This is a genomic window from Corynebacterium sp. CNJ-954 (assembly GCF_001942345.1).
Taxonomy (GTDB): Bacteria; Actinomycetota; Actinomycetes; order Mycobacteriales; family Mycobacteriaceae; genus Corynebacterium.
Genome location: NZ_MKKI01000033.1, coordinates 243,850 through 268,106, shown reverse-complemented (window position 1 = coordinate 268,106; position 24,257 = coordinate 243,850). Strand labels below are relative to the sequence as shown.

At 64.2% G+C, this 24,257-nt stretch carries 23 protein-coding genes and 1 pseudogene; 13 read left to right on the top strand and 11 right to left on the bottom strand.

From position 1 onward, the window contains the following. The first annotated feature begins 99 nt into the window (after positions 1-99). From BJF89_RS11135 to BJF89_RS11125, 3 genes are all read left to right on the top strand, one after another. Entirely contained in the window at positions 100-966 is an 867-nt protein-coding gene (locus BJF89_RS11135; protein ID WP_075814861.1) for a sensor histidine kinase, read from the top strand. Continuing rightward, positions 963-1,637, top strand: coding sequence for a response regulator transcription factor (locus tag BJF89_RS11130; protein ID WP_075814859.1), 675 nt, complete (start codon positions 963-965; stop codon positions 1,635-1,637). The genes BJF89_RS11135 and BJF89_RS11130 overlap by 4 nt, the downstream gene beginning before the upstream one ends. 110 nt (positions 1,638-1,747) lie before the next feature. Beyond that, a complete protein-coding gene (locus BJF89_RS11125; RefSeq protein ID WP_075814857.1) occupies positions 1,748-3,487 on the top strand; it encodes an AMP-binding protein in 1,740 nt (579 codons plus the stop codon). A 57-nt stretch (positions 3,488-3,544) separates the two neighbouring features. Here the strand turns inward: BJF89_RS11125 and BJF89_RS11120 are convergent, their stop codons facing one another. Then, positions 3,545-3,775 carry a hypothetical protein gene (locus BJF89_RS11120; protein WP_075814855.1) on the bottom strand — a complete coding sequence of 77 codons (231 nt, stop codon included), beginning with the start codon at positions 3,773-3,775 and terminating at the stop codon, positions 3,545-3,547. A 92-nt stretch (positions 3,776-3,867) separates the two neighbouring features. Between BJF89_RS11120 and BJF89_RS11115 the strand changes: the two genes are divergently transcribed. Then, entirely contained in the window at positions 3,868-4,809 is a 942-nt protein-coding gene (locus tag BJF89_RS11115; RefSeq protein WP_075814853.1) for a MerR family transcriptional regulator, read from the top strand. 38 nt (positions 4,810-4,847) lie between these two features. Here the strand turns inward: BJF89_RS11115 and BJF89_RS11110 are convergent, their stop codons facing one another. Next, positions 4,848-5,798, bottom strand: coding sequence for a GlxA family transcriptional regulator (locus tag BJF89_RS11110; protein WP_075814851.1), 951 nt, complete (start codon positions 5,796-5,798; stop codon positions 4,848-4,850). A gap of 104 nt (positions 5,799-5,902) precedes the next feature. Between BJF89_RS11110 and BJF89_RS11105 the strand changes: the two genes are divergently transcribed. Both BJF89_RS11105 and BJF89_RS11100 read left to right on the top strand, forming a co-directional pair. Continuing rightward, a complete protein-coding gene (locus BJF89_RS11105; protein ID WP_075814849.1) occupies positions 5,903-6,541 on the top strand; it encodes an HD domain-containing protein in 639 nt (212 codons plus the stop codon). A 32-nt stretch (positions 6,542-6,573) separates the two neighbouring features. Beyond that, positions 6,574-8,085: an acetyl-CoA hydrolase/transferase family protein gene (locus BJF89_RS11100; RefSeq protein WP_075814847.1), complete on the top strand. Its 1,512-nt coding sequence runs from the start codon at positions 6,574-6,576 to the stop codon at positions 8,083-8,085. A gap of 79 nt (positions 8,086-8,164) precedes the next feature. On the opposite strand, the gene BJF89_RS11095 is transcribed toward BJF89_RS11100, so the two are convergent. The 4 genes from BJF89_RS11095 to BJF89_RS11080 form a co-directional block, all read right to left on the bottom strand. Beyond that, positions 8,165-8,704 (bottom strand): hypothetical protein, encoded by a 540-nt coding sequence (locus tag BJF89_RS11095; RefSeq protein ID WP_075814845.1) that lies wholly within the window; start codon positions 8,702-8,704, stop codon positions 8,165-8,167. Positions 8,705-8,831: 127 nt separating this feature from the next. Then, positions 8,832-9,704 carry a GDSL-type esterase/lipase family protein gene (locus BJF89_RS11090; RefSeq protein ID WP_075814843.1) on the bottom strand — a complete coding sequence of 291 codons (873 nt, stop codon included), beginning with the start codon at positions 9,702-9,704 and terminating at the stop codon, positions 8,832-8,834. 97 nt (positions 9,705-9,801) lie between these two features. Next, positions 9,802-10,557 carry a MerR family transcriptional regulator gene (locus BJF89_RS11085; RefSeq protein WP_075814841.1) on the bottom strand — a complete coding sequence of 252 codons (756 nt, stop codon included), beginning with the start codon at positions 10,555-10,557 and terminating at the stop codon, positions 9,802-9,804. Continuing rightward, positions 10,554-11,408 carry a hypothetical protein gene (locus BJF89_RS11080; RefSeq protein WP_139311998.1) on the bottom strand — a complete coding sequence of 285 codons (855 nt, stop codon included), beginning with the start codon at positions 11,406-11,408 and terminating at the stop codon, positions 10,554-10,556. The genes BJF89_RS11085 and BJF89_RS11080 overlap by 4 nt, the downstream gene beginning before the upstream one ends. A 95-nt stretch (positions 11,409-11,503) precedes the next feature. Here BJF89_RS11080 and BJF89_RS11075 point away from each other — a divergent pair, with 95 nt between their 5' ends. Together BJF89_RS11075 and BJF89_RS20045 are read left to right on the top strand one after the other, a co-directional pair. Then, entirely contained in the window at positions 11,504-11,758 is a 255-nt protein-coding gene (locus tag BJF89_RS11075) for an AbrB/MazE/SpoVT family DNA-binding domain-containing protein (RefSeq protein ID WP_255372607.1), read from the top strand. A gap of 176 nt (positions 11,759-11,934) precedes the next feature. After that, a complete protein-coding gene (locus BJF89_RS20045; RefSeq protein ID WP_139311997.1) occupies positions 11,935-12,288 on the top strand; it encodes an HIT domain-containing protein in 354 nt (117 codons plus the stop codon). A 9-nt stretch (positions 12,289-12,297) separates the two neighbouring features. Here BJF89_RS20045 and BJF89_RS11065 read toward each other — a convergent pair whose 3' ends face one another. After that, positions 12,298-13,101 (bottom strand): hypothetical protein, encoded by an 804-nt coding sequence (locus tag BJF89_RS11065; protein ID WP_075814835.1) that lies wholly within the window; start codon positions 13,099-13,101, stop codon positions 12,298-12,300. Positions 13,102-13,328: 227 nt separating this feature from the next. On the opposite strand from BJF89_RS11065, the gene BJF89_RS11060 reads away from it, so the two are divergent. The 3 genes from BJF89_RS11060 to BJF89_RS11050 all read left to right on the top strand — a co-directional run bounded on the left by BJF89_RS11060 (position 13,329) and on the right by BJF89_RS11050 (position 16,305). Continuing rightward, positions 13,329-14,381 carry an isopenicillin N synthase family oxygenase gene (locus BJF89_RS11060; protein WP_075814833.1) on the top strand — a complete coding sequence of 351 codons (1,053 nt, stop codon included), beginning with the start codon at positions 13,329-13,331 and terminating at the stop codon, positions 14,379-14,381. A 59-nt stretch (positions 14,382-14,440) separates the two neighbouring features. Further along, entirely contained in the window at positions 14,441-15,892 is a 1,452-nt protein-coding gene (locus tag BJF89_RS11055; protein ID WP_083650663.1) for a nucleobase:cation symporter-2 family protein, read from the top strand. Positions 15,893-15,978: 86 nt separating this feature from the next. Then, positions 15,979-16,305: a helix-turn-helix transcriptional regulator gene (locus BJF89_RS11050; RefSeq protein WP_255372606.1), complete on the top strand. Its 327-nt coding sequence runs from the start codon at positions 15,979-15,981 to the stop codon at positions 16,303-16,305. 263 nt (positions 16,306-16,568) lie between these two features. On the opposite strand, the pseudogene BJF89_RS19615 reads toward BJF89_RS11050, so the two are convergent. Next, positions 16,569-16,797, bottom strand: a pseudogene (locus tag BJF89_RS19615) (LysR family transcriptional regulator); the annotation flags it as partial. Positions 16,798-16,931: 134 nt separating this feature from the next. Here BJF89_RS19615 and BJF89_RS11040 point away from each other — a divergent pair. Beyond that, positions 16,932-17,729 (top strand): SDR family oxidoreductase, encoded by a 798-nt coding sequence (locus BJF89_RS11040; protein ID WP_083650676.1) that lies wholly within the window; start codon positions 16,932-16,934, stop codon positions 17,727-17,729. 541 nt (positions 17,730-18,270) lie between these two features. Here BJF89_RS11040 and BJF89_RS11035 read toward each other — a convergent pair. Together BJF89_RS11035 and BJF89_RS11030 are read right to left on the bottom strand one after the other, a co-directional pair. Then, on the bottom strand, positions 18,271-19,164 hold the full coding sequence (locus BJF89_RS11035; RefSeq protein WP_075814829.1) for a hypothetical protein: 894 nt from the start codon (positions 19,162-19,164) through the stop codon (positions 18,271-18,273). After that, positions 19,137-21,494 (bottom strand): DEAD/DEAH box helicase, encoded by a 2,358-nt coding sequence (locus tag BJF89_RS11030; protein ID WP_075814827.1) that lies wholly within the window; start codon positions 21,492-21,494, stop codon positions 19,137-19,139. The genes BJF89_RS11035 and BJF89_RS11030 overlap by 28 nt, the downstream gene beginning before the upstream one ends. Before the next feature lie 307 nt (positions 21,495-21,801). Between BJF89_RS11030 and BJF89_RS11020 the strand changes: the two genes are divergently transcribed. Further along, positions 21,802-23,021, top strand: a protein-coding gene (locus BJF89_RS11020; RefSeq protein WP_139311996.1) for an IS3 family transposase whose coding sequence is annotated in 2 segments (ribosomal slippage) — positions 21,802-22,072 and positions 22,072-23,021 — 1,221 coding nt in all. Because the reading frame shifts where the segments join, the coding sequence is not laid out codon by codon here. A gap of 135 nt (positions 23,022-23,156) precedes the next feature. Here BJF89_RS11020 and BJF89_RS11015 read toward each other — a convergent pair. Continuing rightward, entirely contained in the window at positions 23,157-23,921 is a 765-nt protein-coding gene (locus tag BJF89_RS11015; protein ID WP_075814821.1) for a hypothetical protein, read from the bottom strand. Positions 23,922-24,257 lie beyond the last annotated feature (336 nt).

Genomic DNA, 24,257 nt, shown 5'->3' with positions numbered 1-24,257 from the left:
TCGGCCCAGGGACCGGACTTCGGCTGACCACCACGGACCGTGGTCCCTCGTACCGTGGTCCGATGTGGCCGCCGAGCACGGCGGATAGACTGCGGAGTTATGCACGATGACCGGCCGACCTGGCATTCCCGGACATGGCTCGCCGCGACGGTGGCCATCGTCGCGGTGCTGTGTGCGGTGCTGGCAGTCGGCGTGGACAGTCCCGTGGCGGCGTGGGCTGCGGTGCTGACGGCAGTCGGCATCAGCGTGGCGCTCGCGGTGGGCGCTGCGCTCAAGGCGCGGTCGGAACGACGTCACTATGAGGCGGAGCTGGAGCAGTGGGCGGCGGAGAAGGCGACGCAGCATGAGCGGCTGCGCATTGCCGGTGACCTGCATGACCTCGTCTCCCACGGGCTCGGCCTGATCACTGTCCGTGCGGCGGCCGCGTCCGGTGCAACCGGCCCCCACGGTGACGCTGAACGCCGGACGGCGCTGAAGGACATCGAGACCGCTGGGCGGGAGACGACGACGGAGCTGCGGCGCATGCTCACCGTCCTGCGCTCGTCGGACGGCGCCGGGCAGGACGCTCCCCTGCGCCCTGCGGAGACGATCGATGACCTCCCGGGGATCGTAGCGTCCGCCGTGAACGCGGGTGTCCCGGCCGAACTCCGGGTCGGCGAGCTCGACCACGTCTCCCCCGGTGTCCAGGTGGCGGTGTGCGCGACGGTGCGGGAGGCGCTCGCGAACGTCCTGCGCCATGCCGGGCCGGCCCGCGCGCTGGTTGAGGTGGAACGGGACGGGGGCGAGGTGGTCGTCACCGTCACCGACTCCGGGCCCGTTCCCGGTCACCGGCCACAGCCTGGGGCGGGACACGGGCTGTCCGCACTGCGCCAACGTGCCGAAGGCATGGGAGGACGCCTGGCGACGTCTCGGACCGGTGAGGGTTTCCGGCTCCGCATCCGGCTTCCGGACGGTGACCTGCGGTGATACGGGTCCTGGTGGTGGACGATCAACCGTTGCTACGGCACAGCCTGGGCCTGATCATCGACGGTGCGGAAGGATTGTCGACCGTGGGAGACGCCGGTACCGGCGAGGGCGCGGTCCACCAGGCCCGCGCACTCGTGCCCGATGTGATTCTGATGGACATCCGGATGCCCGGTGGGGACGGGCTGGAGGCGACGCGGGCGATCACGGCGGATCCTGCGCTCACGTCGACGAAAGTCATCGTGCTCAGCATGTTCGACCTCGACGATTACGTCCATGAGGCATTGCGCGCGGGCGCCAGCGGTTTCCTGCTGAAGGATGCGCGTCCGGAGCAGCTGGTTGATGCGGTGAAGCGTACACATGACGGTGAGTCACTGTTCGCGCCGGCGATCCTGTCACGACTGGTGGAGCACTATGTCCGCTCGCCGAGGGTGGGAAAAGGTGCGGCACCGGGTGATACGCCCGACGAAACGCTCCAGCGGCTGACCGCACGGGAGACCGAGGTGCTCACTCTGGTGGCACGGGGCCTGTCGAACACCGAGATCACCGAGGCGCTGACGATTTCGATGCGCACCGTGAAGACCCACATCGGCAGCCTGCTGGCCAAGTTGGACGCCCGGGACCGGACGCAGCTGGTGATCGCAGCATATGAGGCGGGGGTTGCGGGTAGGTAGACGTGGCTCTACCGGTTCTCCTGACGACAATCAGTGTCAACAGGTAGGGTTAACGACGTAAACCAGTCTTCATTCATAAACAAACTGGCCGCAGACCCCGGAGGAGCACCATGAGCGCAGCCCGCCCCGCAGTCACCCTCAACCAACTGCCCGTCCTGGCGAAGGGCACACTGCCCCTGTTCAAGTCAGGGGTCCTCGGACCCATGTCACCGGCCGCCATGGGCAAGGCCCTCAAGTACATCTACCAGTGGGAGTTCCTGCCCACCGGTCTCCTCGCCCTCGGTGCAGCCCGCGACCCCCACCACACCGCCATCGTCGATGACGCCGGGTCAATCACCTACTCGGAACTGCACAACCAGACCAACCTCCTGGCAAAGGCCCTTCACCGTACCGGTGTGAGGGAACGCGACAGGATCGGCATCCTCTCTCGTAACCACCGCGGCTTCATCATGGCACTGTGCGCCCACGGCCGACTGGGGACCGACATCGTCCTGCTCAACACCGGCGCATCAGCACACCAGACCCGCGCAGTCGTCAAGGAGCAGAAGCTCGACCTGCTCTTCATCGACGAAGAATTCATCCCTCTGCTCCCCGAGAACTTCAACGAGTGCCCGGTGATCGTCAACTGGGAGGAGAACCACGCCACCGCAGCGCGTATCCCCGATGACCACCGGCACGACGACGTCGAGTACGCGAGCAACGTCGCCGAGGCGACGGAGTCCGGAAACCATGCGACCAGGAACCCGGACTGGCCGACCCTGACCGAGTTGCTGCGGTCCGCGTCGCACGACCACAAGCTCCCGGCACGACCACGCCGTGGTCGCACGATCATCCTCACCTCGGGTACGACCGGTACGCCGAAGGGTGCCCGCCGGCCGGAACCACGGACCTACCTGCCGGCGTCGTCGATCATGTCCCGAATCCCACTGAAGCATCACCGTGGCTACTACATCGCGGCGCCGATGTTCCACACCTGGGGCTTCGCACAGATCCAACTCGGCCTGGCGCTGCGCAGCACCCTGATACTCCAGCGCCGATTCTCCCCGACCGAAGCCGTGAAACTGATCGAGGCGAACCGACCCCATGCGATTGCGATCGTGCCGACCATGTTGCGCCGCCTCCTCACCGCTGTGCCTGACGACTTCAACCCGGGTACCCGGGTCATCACGGCCTGCGGTGAGGCACTGCCACCAGCAGTGATCGAGGAAACCACCAAGAAGTTCGGCGGGATTCTCTACAACCTCTACGGTTCCACCGAGGTCAGCTGGGCGTCCATCGCCAGGCCGGAAGAGCTGGCCGAGCACCCGACCACCGCCGGCAAGCCTCCGATGGCCACCGTCCTGAAGATCTTCGACGACGACGGCCGGGAGCTGCCTGAGGGCGAGGTCGGACGCATCTTCGTCGGCAACGACATGCTGTTCGAGGGCTACACCCGCCCAGGCGTGGACAAGGAGACCGTTGAGGGACTCGTCGCCACCGGTGACCTGGGCTACTACAAGGACGGTCTGCTCTACATCGCCGGACGCAGCGACGACATGATCGTCTCTGGCGGCGAGAACGTCTTCCCGCAGGAGACCGAGGACATCCTCTCCAGCATGGACGGGGTCGAGGAGGTCCACGTACACGGCGTCGACGACGATGACTTCGGCCAGTCCCTCTGTGCTTACGTCGTGCTCACCGGGGACGCCGACGGTACCGACGAAGACGAATTCAAGGACCGCGCCAAGGCGGCCGTCAAGGACAAGCTTGCCCGTCACAATGTGCCACGCAGCTACGTCTTCATGGACGTGTTGCCCCGCAATGCCGTCGGCAAGGTCGTTCCTCGTGAACTGCCGGGGCGGGACGACTAGAAACCCACATCATGACCATTGCCCTGGTCCACGTCCCCGTCGGCTCGGGGACAGGCCTCAGTACTGCAACACAGCTGCGACAAGACTCACGCTGACACAAGTGAAAGATGCAACGCTGACCACCCGGTAGGTCAACGTCTTCTCCGCAGCAGCGCGGAACGCCAGTGGGAAGAACAATGCAGGATTCACGACCGTGCCGATGTCGTCGATGTGCGCCTGAAGGATCCGACGAGGGTGGCGGATACCGAGCTTCTTCAGCACGTCCGGCTTCACGTGCTGGGCACTCACAGACCTCCGGAGATCCTGGTCGTCTCCGAAGCGAAAGCGACTTGACATTGCCCCTGAGGTCAAGGTTTATCGTCGTTGTCAGGAGGTGCCCGATGCGCATTGGAGAACTGGCTCGACGGGCCGACGTATCCGTCAAAGCAATCCGCTACTACGAGCGACTCGGGTTGATCATCCCGAGCCGGGAGTCCAACGGCTACCGGTCTTTCAATGACAGTCACCTCCGTGCAGTCGAAGAGATCCGGGAGTTGAGCAGGGTCGGCATTGCACCCAGTAAGGCCGGACCATTCGTCGAGTGCCTGGACCTCGGCCATGCGCACGGCGATGAATGCGTGAGCTCACTGGTGGTCTACCGCGACACGATCGCAGACCTCGACGAGATGATCACCGCCCTCTCGTCCCGCCGGGAGAAACTGCAGCAACGTCTCGACCACAGTTCAGGAAGCACGTCCGCCAAGGAGGCCACGATGCCCGACTTCACGACACTGCCAGCAGGTCTGCCGGTACCGGAAGACGACGGCGGTGCCGATCATCTGCCGGGAGCCGCTATGCCACATCTGGAGTTGCCGACCAGCGACGGCATGACGCTGGACGTTTCTTCTCCTGGCCCAGGCCGCACCGTGATCTACTGTTACCCACTGTCGGGGCGCCCGGGTGTGGATCTCCCCCGGGGATGGGACGAGATCCCCGGCGCGCGGGGCTGTTCCACAGAAGCCTGCAATTTCCGCGACCACTTCCAGGACCTTCAGGACGCAGGTGTCGGACACGTCTACGGGCTTTCCAGCCAGTCCCCTGACTACCAGGCAGAACTGGTAGCGCGTCTGCACCTCCCGTTCACGATGCTCTCCGACGAGGATCTCACCCTGGCCGATGCACTGACACTGCCGACTTTCAGCGCACCGGGGCATGAACGCCTGTATGCGAGGCTGACCCTGATCATCCGTGAATCCACGATCGAGCACGTCTTCTACCCGATCTTCCCACCGAACGAGCATGCACAGCAGGTGCTCGACTGGCTTGCCCGACACCCGGAGTGATCGGTGGACATTACCAACTGCAGTCTGCTGCCTTGGATTCACGGGCCTCGAAATGTGGAGCTGAACCGTGCCCGGTATTCCGTCGGAGTGGTGTTCAGGTACCGGCCGAAGGCCCGTCGAAGACTCTCGTCACTGCCGAAGCCGGAGTGACGGGCTGCAGCGGTCACCGTCTGCCCGTCAAGGATGAGCTGCTGGGCTGTAGACATTCGGAACTGCTCAAGCCACCGCGCTGGAGTGGTGCCCAGTTCCTCACGGAACAGGCGCCCCAGGTGCCGCGTGCTGACTGCGGCATCAGCTGCCATGGTTATCACCGTGTGAGATCCGGCAGGGTCCGCGTGGACTCGGGAGAGAACGTCACGCAGGATGGGATTCTGCGCAATCGGTGTATCCGGAGTGCCGGCAAACTGGGACTGGCCACCCGGACGGTGCATGAAGACGACCATCTCGCGGGCGATCTCTCTCGCGACGTCCGCACCGAGGTCCTCCTCCACCAGTGACAAGGCCAGGTCTATCCCGGCTGTGATGCCTGCTGATGAGACAAACTTCCCGTCGTGGATGTGCAGGGTATCCGCTTCCACCTGTACCTGGGGGTAGCGTCGTGCCAGATCACCGGCATTCCGCCAATGTGTAGTGGCCCGTCGCCCGTCGAGCAACCCCAGTTCCGCCAGAATGAACGCACCGGTGCAGACACTGGCAACCCGTCTCGCTCCCGTCACGAGAATCGAAGCCGCTTTCAACAGTTCCGCATCCATCGGACGGTCCGGCAGGTCGTCGGCACCGGGGATGATCACGGTGTCTAAGTCAGCCGCCGCAGACGGACTCGCCTGGGCCGTTCCGGCCACAGGCAGACCGTTTGCTGTGGTGACAGAACCTCCGTGGGGAGAGAACAACACCAGCTCATAGTCCGAAGCCCGTCCCAGCACCTCGGCTGGACCAGCGAAGTCAAGCATGGTCATGCCGTCGAAGAGTAAGAAACCGACGCGTTTCATGTCGTAATCCGTGGGATATACGTCGTGAAAGACATGGCGTGAGTATAGCGGGGGCACAAGGCTGGAGGTTGGAACCAGACCCCGAGTTGGAAGCAGGAAACGCCATGACAGAAACCATCGCCGGCATCACCATCCCCGACTCCACTCTCGCCACAGAGGCCACCGAACTGGTAAGAGACGTCACCACGCCGCTCGTCTACGACCACTCCCGGCGCGTGTTCCTCTTCGGCGCACTACGCGGCGAACGCGACAGCATCGCCTATGATCCGGAGCTGCTGTACATCGGCGCGATGTTCCACGACCTGGGTCTCACCGAGACGTACCGACGCACTGACCAGCGCTTCGAGATCGACGGAGCGGACGAAGCACGCAGGTTCCTGGCCTCCCACGGCATCGCTGATGAGGCAGCCGACAAAGTGTGGACCTCGATCGCGCTGCACACGACACCGGAGATCCCGCTGCATATGGGCTCCGAAATCGCTCTGGTGACCCGTGGGGTCGAGCACGATGTGATGGGCCTGGGGTTCGACACCGTCACCGAAGAGCAGCGGGCGGAAGTTGTTGCGGCGCATCCACGCCCTGACTTCAAGAACGGCATCCTCGCTGCCTTCACTGACGGCATCAAGGACCGTCCCGAAACCACGTTCGGCAATGTCAAGGCCGATGTCCTCGAACACTTCCTCCCCGGATTCGAGCGCGGCGACTTCGTCGAGGTCATCCGTAACAGCGCCTGGCCAGAGTAACCCCCACCACGCACCACGAGGAGAACACCACCATGTCCGAACGTATTGCCAACGCGGAACTGCAGTCGAAAGTCATGACCGCCGACGAAGCCGCAGAGTTCATCCACCACAACGACACCGTAGGCATGTCCGGATTCACCGGAGCGGCCTACCCGAAAGCACTGCCCGCCGCGATCGCCGACAAAGCCACACAGATCCACGACCGCGGTGACGAGTTCACCATTAACCTGCTGACCGGAGCCTCCACCGCACCGGACTGCGACGGGGTGCTGGCTGAAGCTGACGCCATCAACTACCGCATGCCCTACCAGTCAGATCCGGTGCTGCGCTCCAAGATCAACGCTGGCAGCACGAAGTTCCAGGACATCCACCTCTCGCATTCAGGGCTGCAGGTCGAGCAAGGTTTCCTCGGTGAGCTCGATGTCGCTGTCGTCGAAGTCACCCGGATCACTGAAGACGGCCACCTCATCCCGTCCTCCGGCCTCGGAAACAACCTCGAATACCTCGATGCCGCTGAGAAGATCGTCATCGAAGTCAACACCTGGCAGTCACCGGAACTGGAGGGGATGGCGGATGTCTACCGGGTTCCGCCGCTGCCCAACCGCACGCCGATACCGATCAACAACGTCGGCGACCGGATCGGGACCCCTCACGTCCAGATCGACACCTCCAAAGTCGTCGCAGTAGTCGAGACCGATGCCCCAGACCGGAACAGCCCGTTCAAGCCTCTCGACAAGGTGTCCACGCAGATCGCCGGACATTTCCTCGACTTCCTTGAGGGCGAGGTCGCCGCAGGCAGGCTGACCTATGACGGGTACATCATGCAGTCGGGAGTCGGCAATGTCCCGAATGCGGTGATGGCAGGACTGCTCGACTCGAAATTCGAGGACATCCAGGCCTACACCGAGGTTGTGCAGGACGGCATGCTCGATCTGATTGATGCGGGCAAGATGACGGTGGCGTCGGCGACGTCGTTCGCCCTGTCCCCGGAGTACGCCGAGAAGATGAACCGGGAAGCGTCCAGGTACCGCAGGCATCTGGTCGTGCGACCGTTGCAGATCTCCAACTCTCCCGAGGTCATCCGGCGTATGGGACTGATCTCCTCGAACGGCATGATCGAAGCCGACATCTACGGCAACATCAACTCCACCCATATCAGCGGCACGCGGATCATGAACGGTATCGGCGGTTCCGGCGACTTCACCCGCAACGCCTTTGCTTCGACGTTCATCTCTCCATCGGTGGCCAAGGACGGCGCAATCTCCGCGGTGGTTCCCTTTGCCTCCCACATCGACCACACCGAACACGATGCGATGGTGGTGATCACGGAGTACGGTTACGCGGATCTGCGTGGTCTGGCACCTCGTGATCGTGTGCCGAAGATGATCTCAGTGGCGCACCCGGATTACCGACCGCTGCTCGAGGAGTACTACGAACGCGCCGCGTCCGACAGCCACCTCCACACCCCGCATGACCTGCCCACCGCGTTCTACTTCCACAGCAACCTCGCAGAACGGGGGTCGATGAAAGCAGCCGCGGTATAACTGCCGGTTGTCCCTGGCGAACTCTCACTGCCCTCGCAGGGAAACAGTGACGGGGGTTCTGGAGGACCTTGCGTGTTACCTACTCACGCCAGCGGGAGCGGTCGCCGTCGGGGTCCTTCGTGCACGTGACAGTGAGCCCGGTGACAGTCTGGCCCGTCATCCCGGTCTCCTCCCCCTTGCAGAAGGCGCCGGGTGTGACGGTCCGTCCGGTGACTGCGCCGGGGCTGTCGGGAACGGGGGCGGGCGTGTATTCGGGCTCCGGGGCCGATGCTGGCGGCGGAGTGTATTCCGGCTCCGGATCCGGCGTGTAGGCGGGAGCAGGAGCCGGCGCTTCTGCCCGGGGCCGGTCCGCATCGGCGGCTGCGTCGGCATCCACGTCAGCGTCAGGAGCGGAGTCGGGGGCGTCATCGACGGCCGGTTCGGGCTCGGGCTCACTGGTGGCGGGGGCCGAGCTGGTGCTTGTGGCGCTGGTGGTACTCGTACGCGACGTGGTTGAGGTCGTCGAGCTGGAAGCACTGGTGGTAGCGTCCTCAGCTTCGGTTTCACCACCGCAGGCGGTGACGAGCCCGAGGGTGAGGGCCGCGGTGGCTACCGCTGCGGCGAGTTTGCGAGTGGTCATGGAATTCTCCTCTTGATGCTTCACGTTCGTCATCAACGCGACTGAGGAGAATTTAACGGACAACCAATTCATCAAGGAAATTAATGTCTGCCCCCGGGGGGGTAATCGGCGTCCGGACGACAGAACGTCACACGACGCCCGCCATCTGCTCCGCGATGAACCGCTGCCCGGCCTGCGAGGGGTGGATGATCATCTTGTAGTCCGGGGTGGTCGTGTCGATGAGGCCGGCGATGTAGCGGTCCGCATCCGGCGCGCAGGAATCATGCCCCTGACTGGCGGCCTTCAGGTCGACGAACGTCGCCCCGACCTCCTCGGCGGACTGTCGTTGCATCGTCTGCACGGCATCCTCGGCACGTGCGAGGTACGGCACCGACAGGCCCGCCGGATGATCCGGCACGACGTTGACGATGCAGTACCTGTCGCCGTGACCGATCTGCGGCATCCCGCTGACGACCAGCGCCGCGTCCGGCGCAACTGCCCGGACGCGGCGCGCGGCCTCGCGCATGTCGGCGGCGTAGGCGTCCTGCACGGCATCGAAGTCCGTGACGTCCACACCGTCCTTCTGCCCCCACGGGCCGAAGTTGTTCAGCCCCACCGGGAACACCACCGAATCAGTGTCGGCGGTGAGGTCACCAGCGGCGATGCTGGCGTCGATCCGATCCAGCATCGTGCGCGACGTCTGCGCGGTACAGGACCAGTCGCGGACGTCCAAACCCTCATCCTGCAGCAGACGCGGCCAGTTGTCGGGTGCCTGCAGGCATTCCTTGCCCGACTCCAGCTGCCCGGTACGCGGGTAGTCGGTGAGGAACGGCTTGAGCTCCTCATACTGATTCGCCATGCCGACAAGCTGACTGGGGTTGGCAGTGTAGGAGTCACCGTAGGTCACCACCTTCGTGGTGGCGGGCGACGCCACCCCCGCAGTGGCGGTGGCGGAACAGATCGTCGCCGACAACAGCAGACAGGTGGCGAAAACACGGGTGACACAGGTGAATCGACGCATTGAGGGGTGTCCTTCCAGGTGGTGTCTCGGTCACGGGTATGACCGACCACCCAGAACTGTAACTGCTCTTGTCCCCGACAGGCGGGCGACAGCGCCGTCAGTCCTGCACGCGGGACAGGAACGCACTCCACACCGTCTGCTGGGCGGGGCTGAGTGCATCAGCCTGCATGTCCTGGATCAACGTTGCGACCGGTTGCTCCTCGTCCACGGGTTCGATGCCCACTTCCGCCAGGACACTCTCGCCGAAGGCCACCATCTGCCGAGCCAGGCGCTCGGCATCCGCGTCCTCAATGTGTTTCCGCTCCGCCAGCTGCTCAAGTTCGGTCGCGAGTGCGACACCCTGCACTGCCGTCTCCCCGTCACCCAGCGCCTTGAGGACGGCGGCTGCGCCGTCACCGTCGAATGCGCCGGTCGCCGTGACCATTGTCCAGACGTCCTGGTCGAACTGTTCGGTGGATGTGAGCTGCCCGCCACTCCCGGACCTGACCACCGGCATGGACAGCCGACGTACTTCTGCGAGCATCGCACGCTGGGCGTCGATCCGTTCGGCCTGTGACGCGAGGTCCCGGTCGAGTTCCTCCAGGAGCTCATCCTGACTACGGAGGTCCTGTTCCAGCATCGTACGGATCCGGCGGAGCGGCATGCCGCTCACGGCGAGCTGCCGGATACGCAGGACGCGGACCACGTCGCGTGCGCGGTAGCAGCGGTACCCGTTCGGGTCGCGTGGAACGTCCGGAAGCAGTCCGATCGCGTGATAATGGCGCAGCGCGCGAGGTGTCGTGCCTGCCAGATCGGCGATCTCACGGCTGCGCAGCACCATGTCGCCGTCCCTGCCTACCCCCTTGTCGTTCATGCACCGACCTCGTCCTGGGCGGGTGCCACGGTACGCAGGAATGCACCGGGATCGTCCACGAAGAGCTGTACCTCGGTGACGCGGACATCGACCGGACGGTGTTTCTTCGGCACCGGCGCATCGGCGACCACGGGCACGGCGAAGCGCAGCATCACATTCGTGCTCTGGAACTGTGTGAGGATCAACCGGTTCCCTCCGACATCGGGTTGCGTGGCGGCGTGGTTCGCGTGTCTGCCCGCCGAGACTACGTTGCTCAGCGGTGTGCTGAGTACCGTCTGCAGCCCCCAACGCAGGGTCAGGTCGTCGTGTGAAACGAGGTGCGGGTTCACGATCCTGGCGGCGAAGAGTCCTGCGACAAAGAGGACGCCCCAGATACTGGAGATCAGCAGTACGATCCGCAGCCACTGCCACGGCACCAGGAGGTGGACGGCGACCAGTTCCACCAGGCTCACCATCACGATCGCCACGGGGACAGCCATGACTCCCTTCGTGTACCCGAAGAATGCCACGCCCGCGGGAACCTGCCGCTTCCCTGCCAGAGCCAGAACCAGGCTGTAGTAGTACCTGACCTCCGACACCGCGGGCCGGAGCAGCGGTTCCTCCGCGAGGACGCGGTCGAGGAGGCTGCGGTCGTCGCCGGCAGGTGTGCTGACGACACGTCGGAGCCGGATCAGGGTCAACACCACAAACACCATGAGCAGCGGCACCTCAACAGCGAGAAACAGCCGCAGTGCCGTGTCACCGGCAAGGACGCCTGTCAGGTTGAGCACCACCAGCGTGATGACGACCAGCACGGTGACACCCGCATGCGCCCGGTGTACCGCCCGCACGCGCCGATGATTCTGAGTCATAGCCTCAGTCTCAACTATGACGCTGCGTCGCAGTCAAGGATCAGCGGGCCCCACCCACTACACGGGTGTCGACGTACTATGTAACCAGGCACGACATGCAGAATTGGAGACGCGGCTTGCGAATCAACGCCAAGGGACAGGTGACCATTCCGGCCGAGTTACGCCGTAAGTTCGGAATCCGTGAAGGTGATGACGTGGAGGTAATCGAGGACGGCGGTACGCTACGCATCGTTCATTCTGCGCAGGTTCCGTCCCGCGGGGAACTCATTGTCAGCAAGATGCGAGGTCAGGTGACCACAGCACGAACGGATGCCCTCATGAAACTTCTGCGAGACACAGACACCGACTGATTTTCGCACGATGTCGTCAGAGCGGGGAGCTGATAGCCTTTCTGAATGTACAGCCACGCCCCTAGCGACTACGAGTGCCCAATGTGCAATGTTGCGTCGGGCAGCTTCAGCGAATACAACTCACCGTCCGATGTAGTCGCAGACGCTGCCGGAGTATTCGCATTGATATCTCCGAAATGGTGGCCGAACAATCCGGGAGGCGTTCTGGTCGTCCCAGAATCCACGTCGAGAATATCTACTCTCTGCCGCCAGATACCGGGACCCCACTGTGGGAGATGGTCCAGACTGTGTCGGTCGCAATGCGGAGCTCATACGGGTGTGACGGCATCACCATCCGGCAGCACAATGAGCCAGCAGGGCACCAGGACCTGTGGCACCTGCATGTTCATGTGATTCCGAGGTATGACGGCGACAAGCTGTACGAACTAAATGACAGTGCGACCTGGTACGGGGAACAGGACCGGAGTTACTACGCCGACCTCCTCCGGACAGATATTCGCACGTCGGGATCACACCCACACGATCTCTGAGGGCGGACGTCAGTGACGGCTGCTCTTCCCCTCATCGATGAGCACCGCATGGGTGTGGCGGATCATCATGTGCGCCAGCTTCCGGTTCGCCCTCGCGCCCAGCACCGCGCCGACACCCAGGGGCAGCATCTTGGCGAACGCCGCCCCTGCCATGCGTCGACGCAGCTGGCGGAAGGCTATCCGACCCAACCGCGAGTTGATGGTACGTTTCTCGGCGTCGCTGGCGCTGCCCAGCTTCCGGAGTCCACCGATCCCCTTCGCACCCGAGGCTGCCGACACCGCCTCGTTGCCTGCGGCACCGGCGATGCTGAACAGGATCAGCCGACGGCGTGCCTCCCGGTGGCTGATGTCGACCCCACGCAAGCGCGCACTCGACAGCGTGTACAGCGCGAAGACCTCCACGACACCGAGGGCTTCCCCACCCGCCGCGCCCGCACTGAGCAGCGTCCCGATACCGGGGAAGAAAGCCAGGGCGCCGGTCCCTGCACCCGTGCCCGTCGCCAGCGTCCGGAAATGCCGGTCAATGACCTTCTGTTGCCGGGCGACGGATTTCCTGCCGTGCCTACGCCGGATGTAGTTGACGTACTTCTCGATCGCCGGTGCCTGCACCTCGGACGCCTTGTCCACCGCCTTGAAGAACTGGCGGGCCAACTTACCGTCCGGCTCATCCAGGTCCGCGATCCCCTTGAGCGCCTCCTTGGATTCCGGGGACAGCTCCTCCTCGTCGACTGTCGCGGGCGCAGCGGCCCCCGTATCACGCTGGACGGACGCGTCGTCTTTCCTGCGGCGGGAGAAAGGCTTCGGTAGCTTCACGGGTGTCCTCCGGTGTGGGGCGATTGACCGGGTCGAGTGTAGCCGTTTCCGCCACCCGGGAACCGGCAACACAGATGTCACAGAAGTGGCACAACCTCGAAACGACCGCTTCGTAGATTGAGTCCTGTTACGAGACCATCAGCGGCTCAGCCGGGTCTGCATCGCACGGCGTCGGGATGACGGAGCGTACGACCGTAGGGGAAACCGCGTGACGTGAAAGGACCATCATGGTTCAGACCACCACGCCCAGCAGCACCGACAACTACAGCAACGCCGAACTCGACCTCGAGTCGAGGATGGGCGGTGTCGGCACCGAAACCACCGACCGGGCCGTCCCAGTCATCGACGTCAACGACTGGGACCTCACCGACCAGGAGTGGGACGCCAAGGCCGAGGAACTCTGGCAGGCCGCCACCACCATCGGGTTCTTCCAACTGAAGAACTTCGGCATCAGCAAAGCCGAGATCGACGCCGCCTTTGCGGAGTCCCGCCGACTCTTCGCCCTGCCGAAGGAGACGTTGGAGACCGTCGCCAAGCCGAAAGGCAAGAACGTCGGCTTCGAGCACAAGTCCCAGATCCGCCCGTCGACGGGCACTCCGGACGAGAAGGAGAGCTACCAGCTCACCCGTCCACTCATGGACGGCCTGTGGCTCGACGAGGAGACGCTGCCCGGCTTCCGTGACCACGCGCTGTCCTTCGAAAGCAGGTGCCATGACGTGGCCATGCGCATCCTGGAGTTCTTCGCCGTGAAGCTCGGCTTCGAGCGGAACTACTTCACCAAGGTGCACGATCCCGCCTCCGACCTGCACCAGTGCACCCTGCGCATGATCCACTACATGGCCGTGGACGCCGCCGACAACGTCCCCGACAAGGACGGTGCGCCGGTGTGGCGTGCAGGCGCACACACCGACTTCAACTGCCTGACCCTGCTGTTCCAGACCGACGGCGAGTCCGGCCTGCAGGTCATGCCCGGTGCGGACGCCACGCAGGACGTCCAGAGCTGGACGCCGGTCCCCGCCTTCACGGACATCCTCACCTGCAATATCGGCGACATGCTCATGCGGTGGAGCGATGACCGGCTGAAATCCAACTTCCACCGGGTGAAGGCCGCCGACATCGGCGTGGACATTCCGGAGCGCTACTCCATGCCCTACTTCGCCCAGGCTGACCGGGACGCCGTCATCGAGGGACCGGACCGGAAGTACGCGCCGATGACCGCCGGGGAATACCTCGACATGCGGATCAGGGCGAACTTCAGCAAGGCCGAATCCGCCAGGTAGTTCCCGCACCACTCCCCGTCGCCGCTCAAGCACCGTCCCGCTCAGGAGCATCCCCACCCATGACCGCTACATTCGACCGCACCGCGCAACATCATTACCCCGCCCCCGACGTCGACCCCGGTGCCGACCCCGACGTCGGATTCTCCACCGACGGATCTGCCGTGGACACCAACTTCGGTTGGCGCCACAACCTCACCTACGGCATCCAGCACGTCCTGATCATGTACGTGGGGTGCGTGTCCGTCCCCCTGGCGCTCGGCGCCGCACTCGGGCTCGACCGGGAGACGGTGGCGATGCTGGTCAACGCCGACCTACTCGTCGCCGGCGTGATCACCATGATCCAGTCGCTCGGGCTCGGACGGATCGCCGGCGGACGCATGCCGATCATCGGTGGTGCGGCGTTCGTCCAGGTGGCGTCCATGATATCGATCGGGCAGACGTACGGGTTGCCCGCAATCTGGGGGTGCATGCTCGCCGGCGGTGTCGTGGGACTGCTCCTCGCCTGGCCGTTCAGCAAGCTGTTGAAGTACTTCCCTCCCCTGGTCACCGGCACCGTGCTGCTGGTCCTCGGAGTGTCACTGATCGGCGTGTCCGCCGGCCTGGTCGTCGGGCAACCGGCGATCGGTGGTCAGGAGAATCCGGACTACGCCGACCCGCTGTCGATCGGTATCGCCGCTCTCGTGGTCGTCGTGGCCGTCGCCCTGTCCTGCCTGGCACGCGGTGTGGTGGCGAAGGCCTCGCTGATCATCGCCACGATCATCGGCGTGCTGGTCTGCTGGCCCGCCGGTCTGCTCGACTTCTCCGGAGTCGGCGACGAGCCGGTGTTCGCGCTGGTGAAGCCGTTCCACTTCGGAGCTCCGGAGTTCCCGCTCGTCGGCGTGCTGTCAATGTCGGTGGTGATGATGTTCCTCTTCGCGGAGACGATCGCCAGCGTCAGCGCCCTGTCGGAGATCACCGGGAAGAAGATGAGCCGGTCGGACGTGGCCCGGTCGTTGGTCGGGGATGCGGCGTCCGGTGTGCTCGGCGGGATCTTCAACGGATTCTTCGACACCGTCTTCAACCAGAACGTCGGCGCGGTACGCACCACGCGTGTCCACTCGCGCTACGTGACCGCCACGGCCGGGGCCGTCCTGCTGCTCCTGGGGCTCACGCCGGCGACAGGAGCGGTGATCGCCGCGCTGCCGGACCCGGTGATCGGCGGGATCTCGCTGATCCTGTTCACCTCCATCGCCGCAGTGGGCGTGAACACCCTGCGGAAGGTGGATCTCACCGACACGGTCAACTCGACGATTGTGGCGATAGCAGTCGCCCTCGGGCTGTTGTCGAAGTTCTCCACCGGCATCTGGTCGAACTTCCCGGACTGGGCACAGACGCTCCTGTCGGACGGTGTGGTCCTGGCCGCGTTGGCGGCCTTTGGACTCAACCTGTTGTTCAATCACACCCCCATCGCGGACCGCGCCCGGGCGGCGCGCAATGAACGGCGGCCCGAGCCGGAGTCGGTGTTCGTGTAGGAGGCGGGCAACCGGGCCTGGACTCCAGGGGTACCGCGCGGTAGACATGAATCATGTTCCGGGGAGTGGTTCAGGAGGTGGAGATAGTGAACACCGTTGCAGACGCCATCGAGAGCGCACGGACGGCCTCCGGGCTGTCACAGCGTGCACTCGCGGACAAAACGGGCATTTCACAAACCACACTGAATCGAATTCTGAACGGTAGCCGCGTGGCGAAGATGCCGGAGATCATCCTGATCGCTGAAGCAACAGGATGCACGGTAGCGCAACTTACCGACAGTGCAGTCGCGAAGCGCGTGCGCTGCGCTACGCAGTCCACGAACAGTGCGAACATGAACGCGATGCGCCAACGTCTGCTTCACTTCATGGAGATGGACGCCTACTTAGCTGATAAGGCGATCCCGGCTCCGTGATGTCATCGTCAGAGCACCAGGTTAAGGCAGCTACGACAAGTTCAGACACGATCATTAGCCTGGCATTCAACCGCTGGGGGATCTCGTCACTTTGATCGAGCAGACGACAGGTCACGAAGTCGCCGTGCTCGATGCGGAGCCAGACCAACTCAGTGAGCGCTCCCCGACGGAGCGCCACGCCGATGCCTTTGCGAGGCACCTCTGACCCTACCCTCGTTGAGTGGACACCCTGCCTTGGTTGCGAGTACGAGCGACCGATCCTGTTTCCCAGCGCGCCGGGTACGACGTTCCGCCGCCGTGATCGCGTCGAGAATCGGCGGGGCCTCCCCCCTGCAGAGCTCGCCCCGCCTTCGTGAGGCTGGCGCCGCGGCGGTTCCGCTCGAAGAGCTGCACGCCTAAGCGGCGCTCCAGCTGACGGATCGCGCGCGATAGCGGCGGTTGGGCGATGCCGAGGCTTTCCGCCGCACGCCCGAAGTGGAGTTCCTCGGCCACGGCGAGGAACTACCTCAGCTCGCGCACTTCCAGATGGTCCATACACCCACCATACGCTGAGATACCGGACGGGTATCACAGCGGATCCGAACGGTGTTGGACGGTACGTGACCAGGCGGCCGACCATGGAACACATGACCGATACGACGAACACACAGGATATGAAAACCGCGCTGGTGACCGGCGCGAACAAGGGCATTGGCTTCGCGATCGCCCGCGGGCTCGGAGCTGCTGGATTCCGAGTCGCCGTGGGTGCCCGCGATGACGCTCGCCGTGAGACGGCGGTGGAAGCCCTGCGCGCTGGCGGCATGGAGGCCTTCGGCGTCGCCCTGGACGTCACCTCGGATACCAGCGTGATCTCTGCTGCCCAGGCCCTGGAAGCCAAGGTCGGGCGACTGGACGTGCTCGTCAACAACGCCGGAATCGGCGGACGCACCGACGACGGCGCGCAGGACCCGACCAGCCTCGACTTGGACGTCCTCCGCACCGTCCTGGAGACCAATGTGTACGAGGTCGTGCGTTTGACTAACGCGATGCTCCCGCTCCTGTACGCCTCACCGCCCCCGCGGATCGTGAACATGTCCAGCGATATGGGTTCGCTCGCTCTTCAGACGGGACCGCAGATGGCGGCCTACGCGCCGTCGAAGACAATGCTCAACAGCATCACCGCCCAATACGCCCGCAGGCTGGCCGATACGAACGTCGTCGTCAACGCGGCGTGTCCCGGGCTCGTCGCGACCGATTTCACCAGCCACTCGGGCGACCGCGCCCCAGAGGACGGGGCCGCAATCGCGATCCGGTTGGCCACCCTGCCCGACGACGGTCCCCGCGGCGGCTTCTTCAACGAAGGCGGCCCCCCTGCCATGGTGACCCCCAGCACTCAGAGGAGGACTACAATTGCTATTTGCCGTTCGATACGAGATCTTCCCTGACCGGGGCCGACGAAGAGGCAGTATCTACGGACCATCGCTGAAGGGCTTAGGAACCCATCGTCGCGGGAGGAAAGAACAGCCGGTGGGTTAGATGACTCAATCCTTGGCGGTATGACACCCGTTGCCCCGACTGGCGGGCATTTGAACGTCAATGCAAGCGGAGCCAAGTCGTAATCCCCGGAGCCTCGGCGGCCAATGGAAAGTACACCCCGAATGGTTGCGACGATCCTAGCCTGTCCGCTTCGTCATGATCTGGGCGGCCGTCGGTGACCAGCGTCCCCGCGTCATGCCCTATACGAACCAGAACCTTCGCGGCGAAAGGGCGCACCCTCGGCGGCGTGGTCGTCTGCTCCGATCAGACCGCGGTGTGAGTAGGAAGAGCGTTGCACCGAAAGCGGACGTGGGTTGCCGCCACGGATATCTCCTGTTCGAGCGCAGGCGACGCCGCAGCGTGCGCGACCTCCGTTCGTATAGTTAGCATCAGGCCTTCGTGGTCGGCCTCGTTACCTGAACCAGCTTGGACCTTGCGCCCGAGGCTTGCTCACTCCGAGACGAGCACGGTCAGCGACGCGCCGGCTGTGTGCTGCAGGTAGCTGGCGACTCCGGCGAGTACTGGTAGCTGGTCATCGCGAACCTTGGACTTCGCCAGGCCAGGCTGGGCAATGATGACATCAAACTGCGGCCGGAGCTGGCCAGCCTGCTCGCACACGCGCACGAGCGCAGCGGCGTCTCCGACCTCGAACGGTTGGAACCCTCGCTCCAGCTTGTCGCCCACGCGCTTCGACAGCAGTTCGAGCATCACGGCGATGCGCTTACGTCGCCGGATGCTCCGGACCGCCTGCCCGCATACCTCGTACAAGTCGGCCACGCGCGCGCCCGGGCCATCACCAGCCGCGTACTTGCAGTGCACCAGTGTCACGATCAGACGGCCCTCGTTGACGCGGAGCCCGACCAGATCCGCAACCTCACCTTTCCCGTCGTCATCAAGCAGCACATCGAATTGCCGTGTCGTTCGCAGTTCCCGGGCGGCGAGGTACTGGATCGAGTCCGCGCGCTTGTCCTTACCCTGCGACTCAACCTTCAGGTTCACGCCCGGCCAATCCAGCGCGACAAGGTGTTCGCGGTCGAACGCGGGCGTGTCTTTCGCGCGCAGCACCTGCCGGCCGTCTAGGACGAGCACATCCCCGGCAAGGACCAGGGTCGGCGGGTGATCGGTCAGCCAACGCGCAAAGGGCGCTTCGTCGCCCCGAGCCGTCAGAACGGTGGCATCGACCTGGTCTGCGGTGACTTGTAGGCTCCGGTCCCGGGTGCTGAGCGTGTACTCCAACTGCCAATGCTGGTTCTGGTCCGCGGACTGATGCACCAGCGCGAGACGTTTCAACTCTCCCGGGGCCAAGGGGAGCGCGACTAAGTCCAGCTCAAGCAGCGAATACACGCGCCTTGACGCTCGATGTCGGGCAGCGCCGTCAGGCTCTCGTACACCAGCGCGGGCCACTCCACCGCGAGCAACATCTCCTCCGGAATCTTCCTTAGCGGCTCCGGAACGACGAAGCCGCTAATGACCTCGGCGACATTGATGCTGGCGTCCAAGAGCTTGTCACCCTGCTCGTCGCACCACTGGACCCACTCCTGCACACTGCGGGCAGCCCGCGGGCTCCAGATCCGCCCGGACCGGGCCGCGCTGATCACCGTTCGTTCGCCGTTGGCGAAGCCCTTTAGTGCGATGTGTGTCTGCGACTTCGTCCCGGTGTTCTGGACGCGCAGGCCTGCGCTCACGTCCCCGCCGGTGTGCATGCTGAAGCGGTTATCGCCGTCAATGAGGTCGACCAGCCCGACATTAGTCGGGACCGGGTAGCCCAGACCGCTCAAGACCCGGAATGCGACCGCTTCGTGGAGCAGTTCGCCCGGCCCCTGAAGCACCGCCTCGGCGAGATCCTCGAATTTGCTGGACTTTTCCGAACCATGAATGAATAACAGTCGGCGCTTAGGGTCGAAGCGCATGACTACCAGTTCGTGGGTCGCGTCCTCCATCTGCGCCGATGACGACCACGGCACCGTGTCCAGCCTCGACACCACGAACCAGGCCACATTTCCCTCGTGCCCTACGGTAAGCGCGGAAACTTCGGAATTGGCGGCCTCGAACACGCTTGGGCCCGCAGCCGGGTCCCACGAGTTCGACGAAGCTAAGAAGGCGATCGCGCTGACCGTCGGGCGCAGCGTCGATGTCGGCAGCGCCTCTCCGGCAGCTCGGAAGGACCGGTCGAACTCGGCGGTCCGCTCCGCCTCGATGGTCAAGCGCTCACTTTCGTCCCGCATGATCGCGTTCCAATCCGCGTCCTCGCGGTACAGGTCGCTCAGCGGCGACATCGCGCTCTGCGCGTCGCGGGCGGCAAACACCGACGCGGTCCCGAGGTCGCTGTCCTGTGCGGTGCGGGTGAATCGACCGACCAGTTGGATGAGTGGGCTGAGGCTCTTGCGCGAGTCGTGCAGAGCGGCGATCTTCAGTTGCGGCATGTCGAAGCCTTCGCCGAGCATGTCGACGCAAACGATGATGCGGCTGGTTCGTGAACGTAGAGCTTCGAGCGCGGCGCGCTTGGGCTTCACCCCGAGCTGACTATGGATCACGACCGGCGCGAAGTCGGGGGCGATCTGCTCGTAGAGCGGCAGTATTTGCGCCGTCCGTGCCACCGAGCCGACGCGCGCCATGATTAGGTGGTCGAACCCGCTTCGCCGGTCGCGTCGGAGTCGTTCGACAGCTGCCGTCGCGATGAGCCGTTCCGCGTCGTTGAGACTGACGATGGCGGAGTAAGCGATCTCGCGGTAGTACCCGTCCCTTTGAGCAGCCGCGAGCGAGTACCGGTAGATCTGTCGTCCACGCAGGTCCTGCTTGTCGCGCCGATGGGGCGTAGCGGTGAACAGCAGCACGCGGCGGCCAGGAAAGTGGGAGATCGCTGCCTGCCACGTTGCCGCAGGAGCGTGGTGAGCCTCGTCCACGAATAGGTGGCTACAGCCTTCTAGGAGCACTTCCTTGGCCTCTGCGGAACACGCGCGCAGCGAATCCGGGGTTGCGACGACCACCTGGGCGGCAGCCAGGAGCGCGCGGGCGTCCTCCACGCTGCTGATGCCGCGTGCAAGCTCGGCGACTGCCGGGCGCAGGGCCAGAGGGTTGACGATGCCCTCGCGCTGCAAGATCCCCAGGGTCAGGAACTTCGTCGCGATCTGCTGGCGCAGGGCCGCAGTCGGAACCAGCACCAGCAGATGAGCCACACGCTCGTGAACGGCGATCGCGAGCATAGACTCGGTCTTGCCAGTGCCCGTTGGCATGACGATCAAACCGGGCTCATCGTTGCTAGACAGAAAGTGGCCGACCGCTGCGTGCACCGCGCCGACCTGTGGGCTGCGAAGCGCGCCCTCCCCGTCTGGATCGCCGAAGTGAAATGCGCCCCTCCACGATTCCAGAAGCTCCTCGGGTTCCGTTAAGCCTGCCGAACCGCTCCAGACCAGCTCCTGCGCGTGTTCGGTCAGCAGGAGCACAGCGCCGTCTCTAACCCTTTCGAGTGATCCGCTAACCACTGGCCAGGAGCCATACACTCCCGTGACCCTGCGCCCGTCGGATGTGTCGTCGGCGTCCGAATGGCTGTCCTGCACCGCAGCGGTCATCGCTGGCACTAGGAGCTGTCGGACCTCGTTCCCAGCGATCTTGACGGGCTGCGCCCAGAGTTCCGGAACCGTCGCCGTTTGCTGGACGCGCTCGTCGGAAGTCATGAATCGATCGTATAGGGTGAAGCGGGCGAAGTGAGGCAAAACTGCCCGGGGGGAAGGAACTGAAACGCTTGCATCACCTTCTCGGACCGAGCGAGCGTCACAAGCGGGCGATATGGACCTGCGACCTAGTGGGCGGCTGGACGGTCGTTGCCCCGCCTGGCAGCGCCCGGACGCCCACGCCAGCGGGGTGTAGTTGTCATCTCGGGAGTCTCAGCGAGCAACAAGACACCCCCATCAATAATTGGCCCTACCCTCGTTGAGTGGACATCCGATTTAGCGGGATCTGTCCCGCACGAGAGGATTCACCATGACCGACAAGACCCCGGGCAAGCGACCACGGCGAAACTTCAGCCCCGAGTACAAGCACGAAGCCGCCCGCCTGGTCATCGACACCGGACGCACCATCGCCGAGGTCGCCCGCGAGCTCAACGTCGGTGCCCAGACATTGGGAAAGTGGGTCGCCGCCGAACGCGCCAAAGACGCCGGTGAACCGACCGGGGAACTGACCTTGGATGAACGCGCCGAGCTCAAGGCACTACGCCGCGAACTCGCCGACATGAAGAAGGACAACGAGTTCCTGGGAAAAGCAGCAGCCTTCTTCGCTGCCAAGCAGCCACCGACGAACGGTTCGAACTGATGGCGCAGGAGAAGGCGAACTACGAGGTCACCCGTATGGCCCGCCTGCTGGGAGTGTCTCGGTCTGGGTTCTACGCCTGGGCGGCCAGACAAGCGAGAGAACCATCGCCCAGACGCCGTGAGCGCGACGACCTCGACGCGAAGGTCCGGACGGTGTTCACCGAATCCGACGAGGTCTACGGCGCTCCCAGGGTGCACGCCCAGCTCGCCCGTGAAGGGATGACCGTTGACCGCAAGACCGTGGCGAAGTCGATGCTGCGCCAGGGCTTGGAGGGCATTAGCCCCAAGAAGTTCTCCCCGGTGACCACGCTGCCTGGTGTCGAGGCCCACACGATCCCCGACCGGGCACAACGGGCCTGGGACCGGGGTGGGCTCGACCGATGCTGGATTTCCGACATCACCTACCTTCGCACCGGTGAAGGCTGGGTGTATCTGGCGGCGGTCACCGACGGGCATTCCCGGCGGATCATCGGCTGGGCGATGGACACCCACATGCACACCGACCTGGTGGAACGGGCCCTGCGCATGGCCCACACGCTACGCGGTGAGCTGCCCGATGATGTGGTGTTCCACGCTGATCGTGGGTGCCAGTTCACCAGCGAACAGATGCACCGAGTGTGCCAGGACCTGCACGTACTGCAGTCAATGGGCAGGACCGGGGTGTGTTGGGACAATGCGATGGCCGAAAGTGTGTGGGCCACGTTGAAAACCGAATTCTACGACCGGTACACCTGGCCGACCCGGGCTGAGGCATGCCAGGCTGTCGCCCGGTGGATTGAGGTGGTATACAACCGACGACGGCTGCACTCGTCGCTGGGGTACATGCCACCGGTGGAGTTCGAAATGAATCTGTTCAACAAACCTGCTGCTGAGGTACCCGAGGCAGCTTAGTTACCTGTCCACGATTTGCGGGCAAGGCCATAATCTCGATCATAGTGGCGGCAGATACGGTCGTCCACACCATGGAATGAGTCGACATGAGAGTAACTTTCCTCGAAACAGGAGCTCAGGAAATATAGCCTATCGCTATGCTGCGACGCTGTTCATCCGCGCGACCTGATCCGCAGCCAGCTGCTCCACGACCTCATCATCGACCTGCCCGACCACGAGGAAATTGAACGTGCGGTCTCCGAGAGCGCCAGTGATGTAGCGGGCTGTCTGGCCTACCGCCTCGGCGCCGACGTCCTCACCGTCCAGAAGCAGTCCCGTCACCGTGATGTCGGCAGCGGCCAGGTCATCAACGCCGTCGACGCTGACATCCACCGGAGTCGCCTGAAATGACTTCGACATGGAACCGAATTCACTGTTCGACTCACTGGAGAACTCCCCGCACCCGGCAACATCAGGCATGCCGCCCTCCGGCGTCCCCGTGGTCACCCGCACGAATACGCCGGACTCGTCATCTTGATCCTGCACAAAGGACGCGACCGCCGTCGCGTCTGCTGGTTCCATCGACCACTGGAGGACCAAGCCGAGGTCGACCGCCAACGGCTCGCACTGGGGCGGAGTGACGATATCACCACTGTCCTCCATTTCTCCGCCGAAGAGTTCGCTGAGATCCTCGTCGCCTTCCGACCCCGCGGGTTCAAAGGTGTACCCGTCCGGAGTACTTGCATCATCCAGGATCAGGTCAGCCGGAGCATCAGATGCCGGCGGGTTCTGCAGTGCCTCCTGGGAAGCTGTGTCCTCCCCACCAGCATCTGAGTCGTCCGAACTGCACGACACGAGGGCACCGGAAACTGCCAACGGCAGCACGGCGAGGGACAGGGGCTTGGCAAAGCGACGGATCATGGGGAACCGAACATCCTTAAGTCTCTGAAAAATAACGTCCAGAGAAATGTACCCCGCCGCTCGCAACAACGAGAACTCGTCCTTCTCTCCGCGCACACCCCGCTTGAGCCGTTTCTTCCGGTGCCGACGGAAGAAGACATAGTCAGTGCGAAGTAGCCGGCCAGATATCCTGCATCCATCGGGAGCACGTCCCCGTCCGTGAGCAGGTACATCACGACGGCCAGCACGGGAACTGATACACCTTTAGGCAAACGCCAGCCAAGGCACAGCCCGATCGTGGGGATGCGGGAGGTCCACACCCGGCCTGCCGAGGTTGCCGGGAGGGCAAAGCCCGGG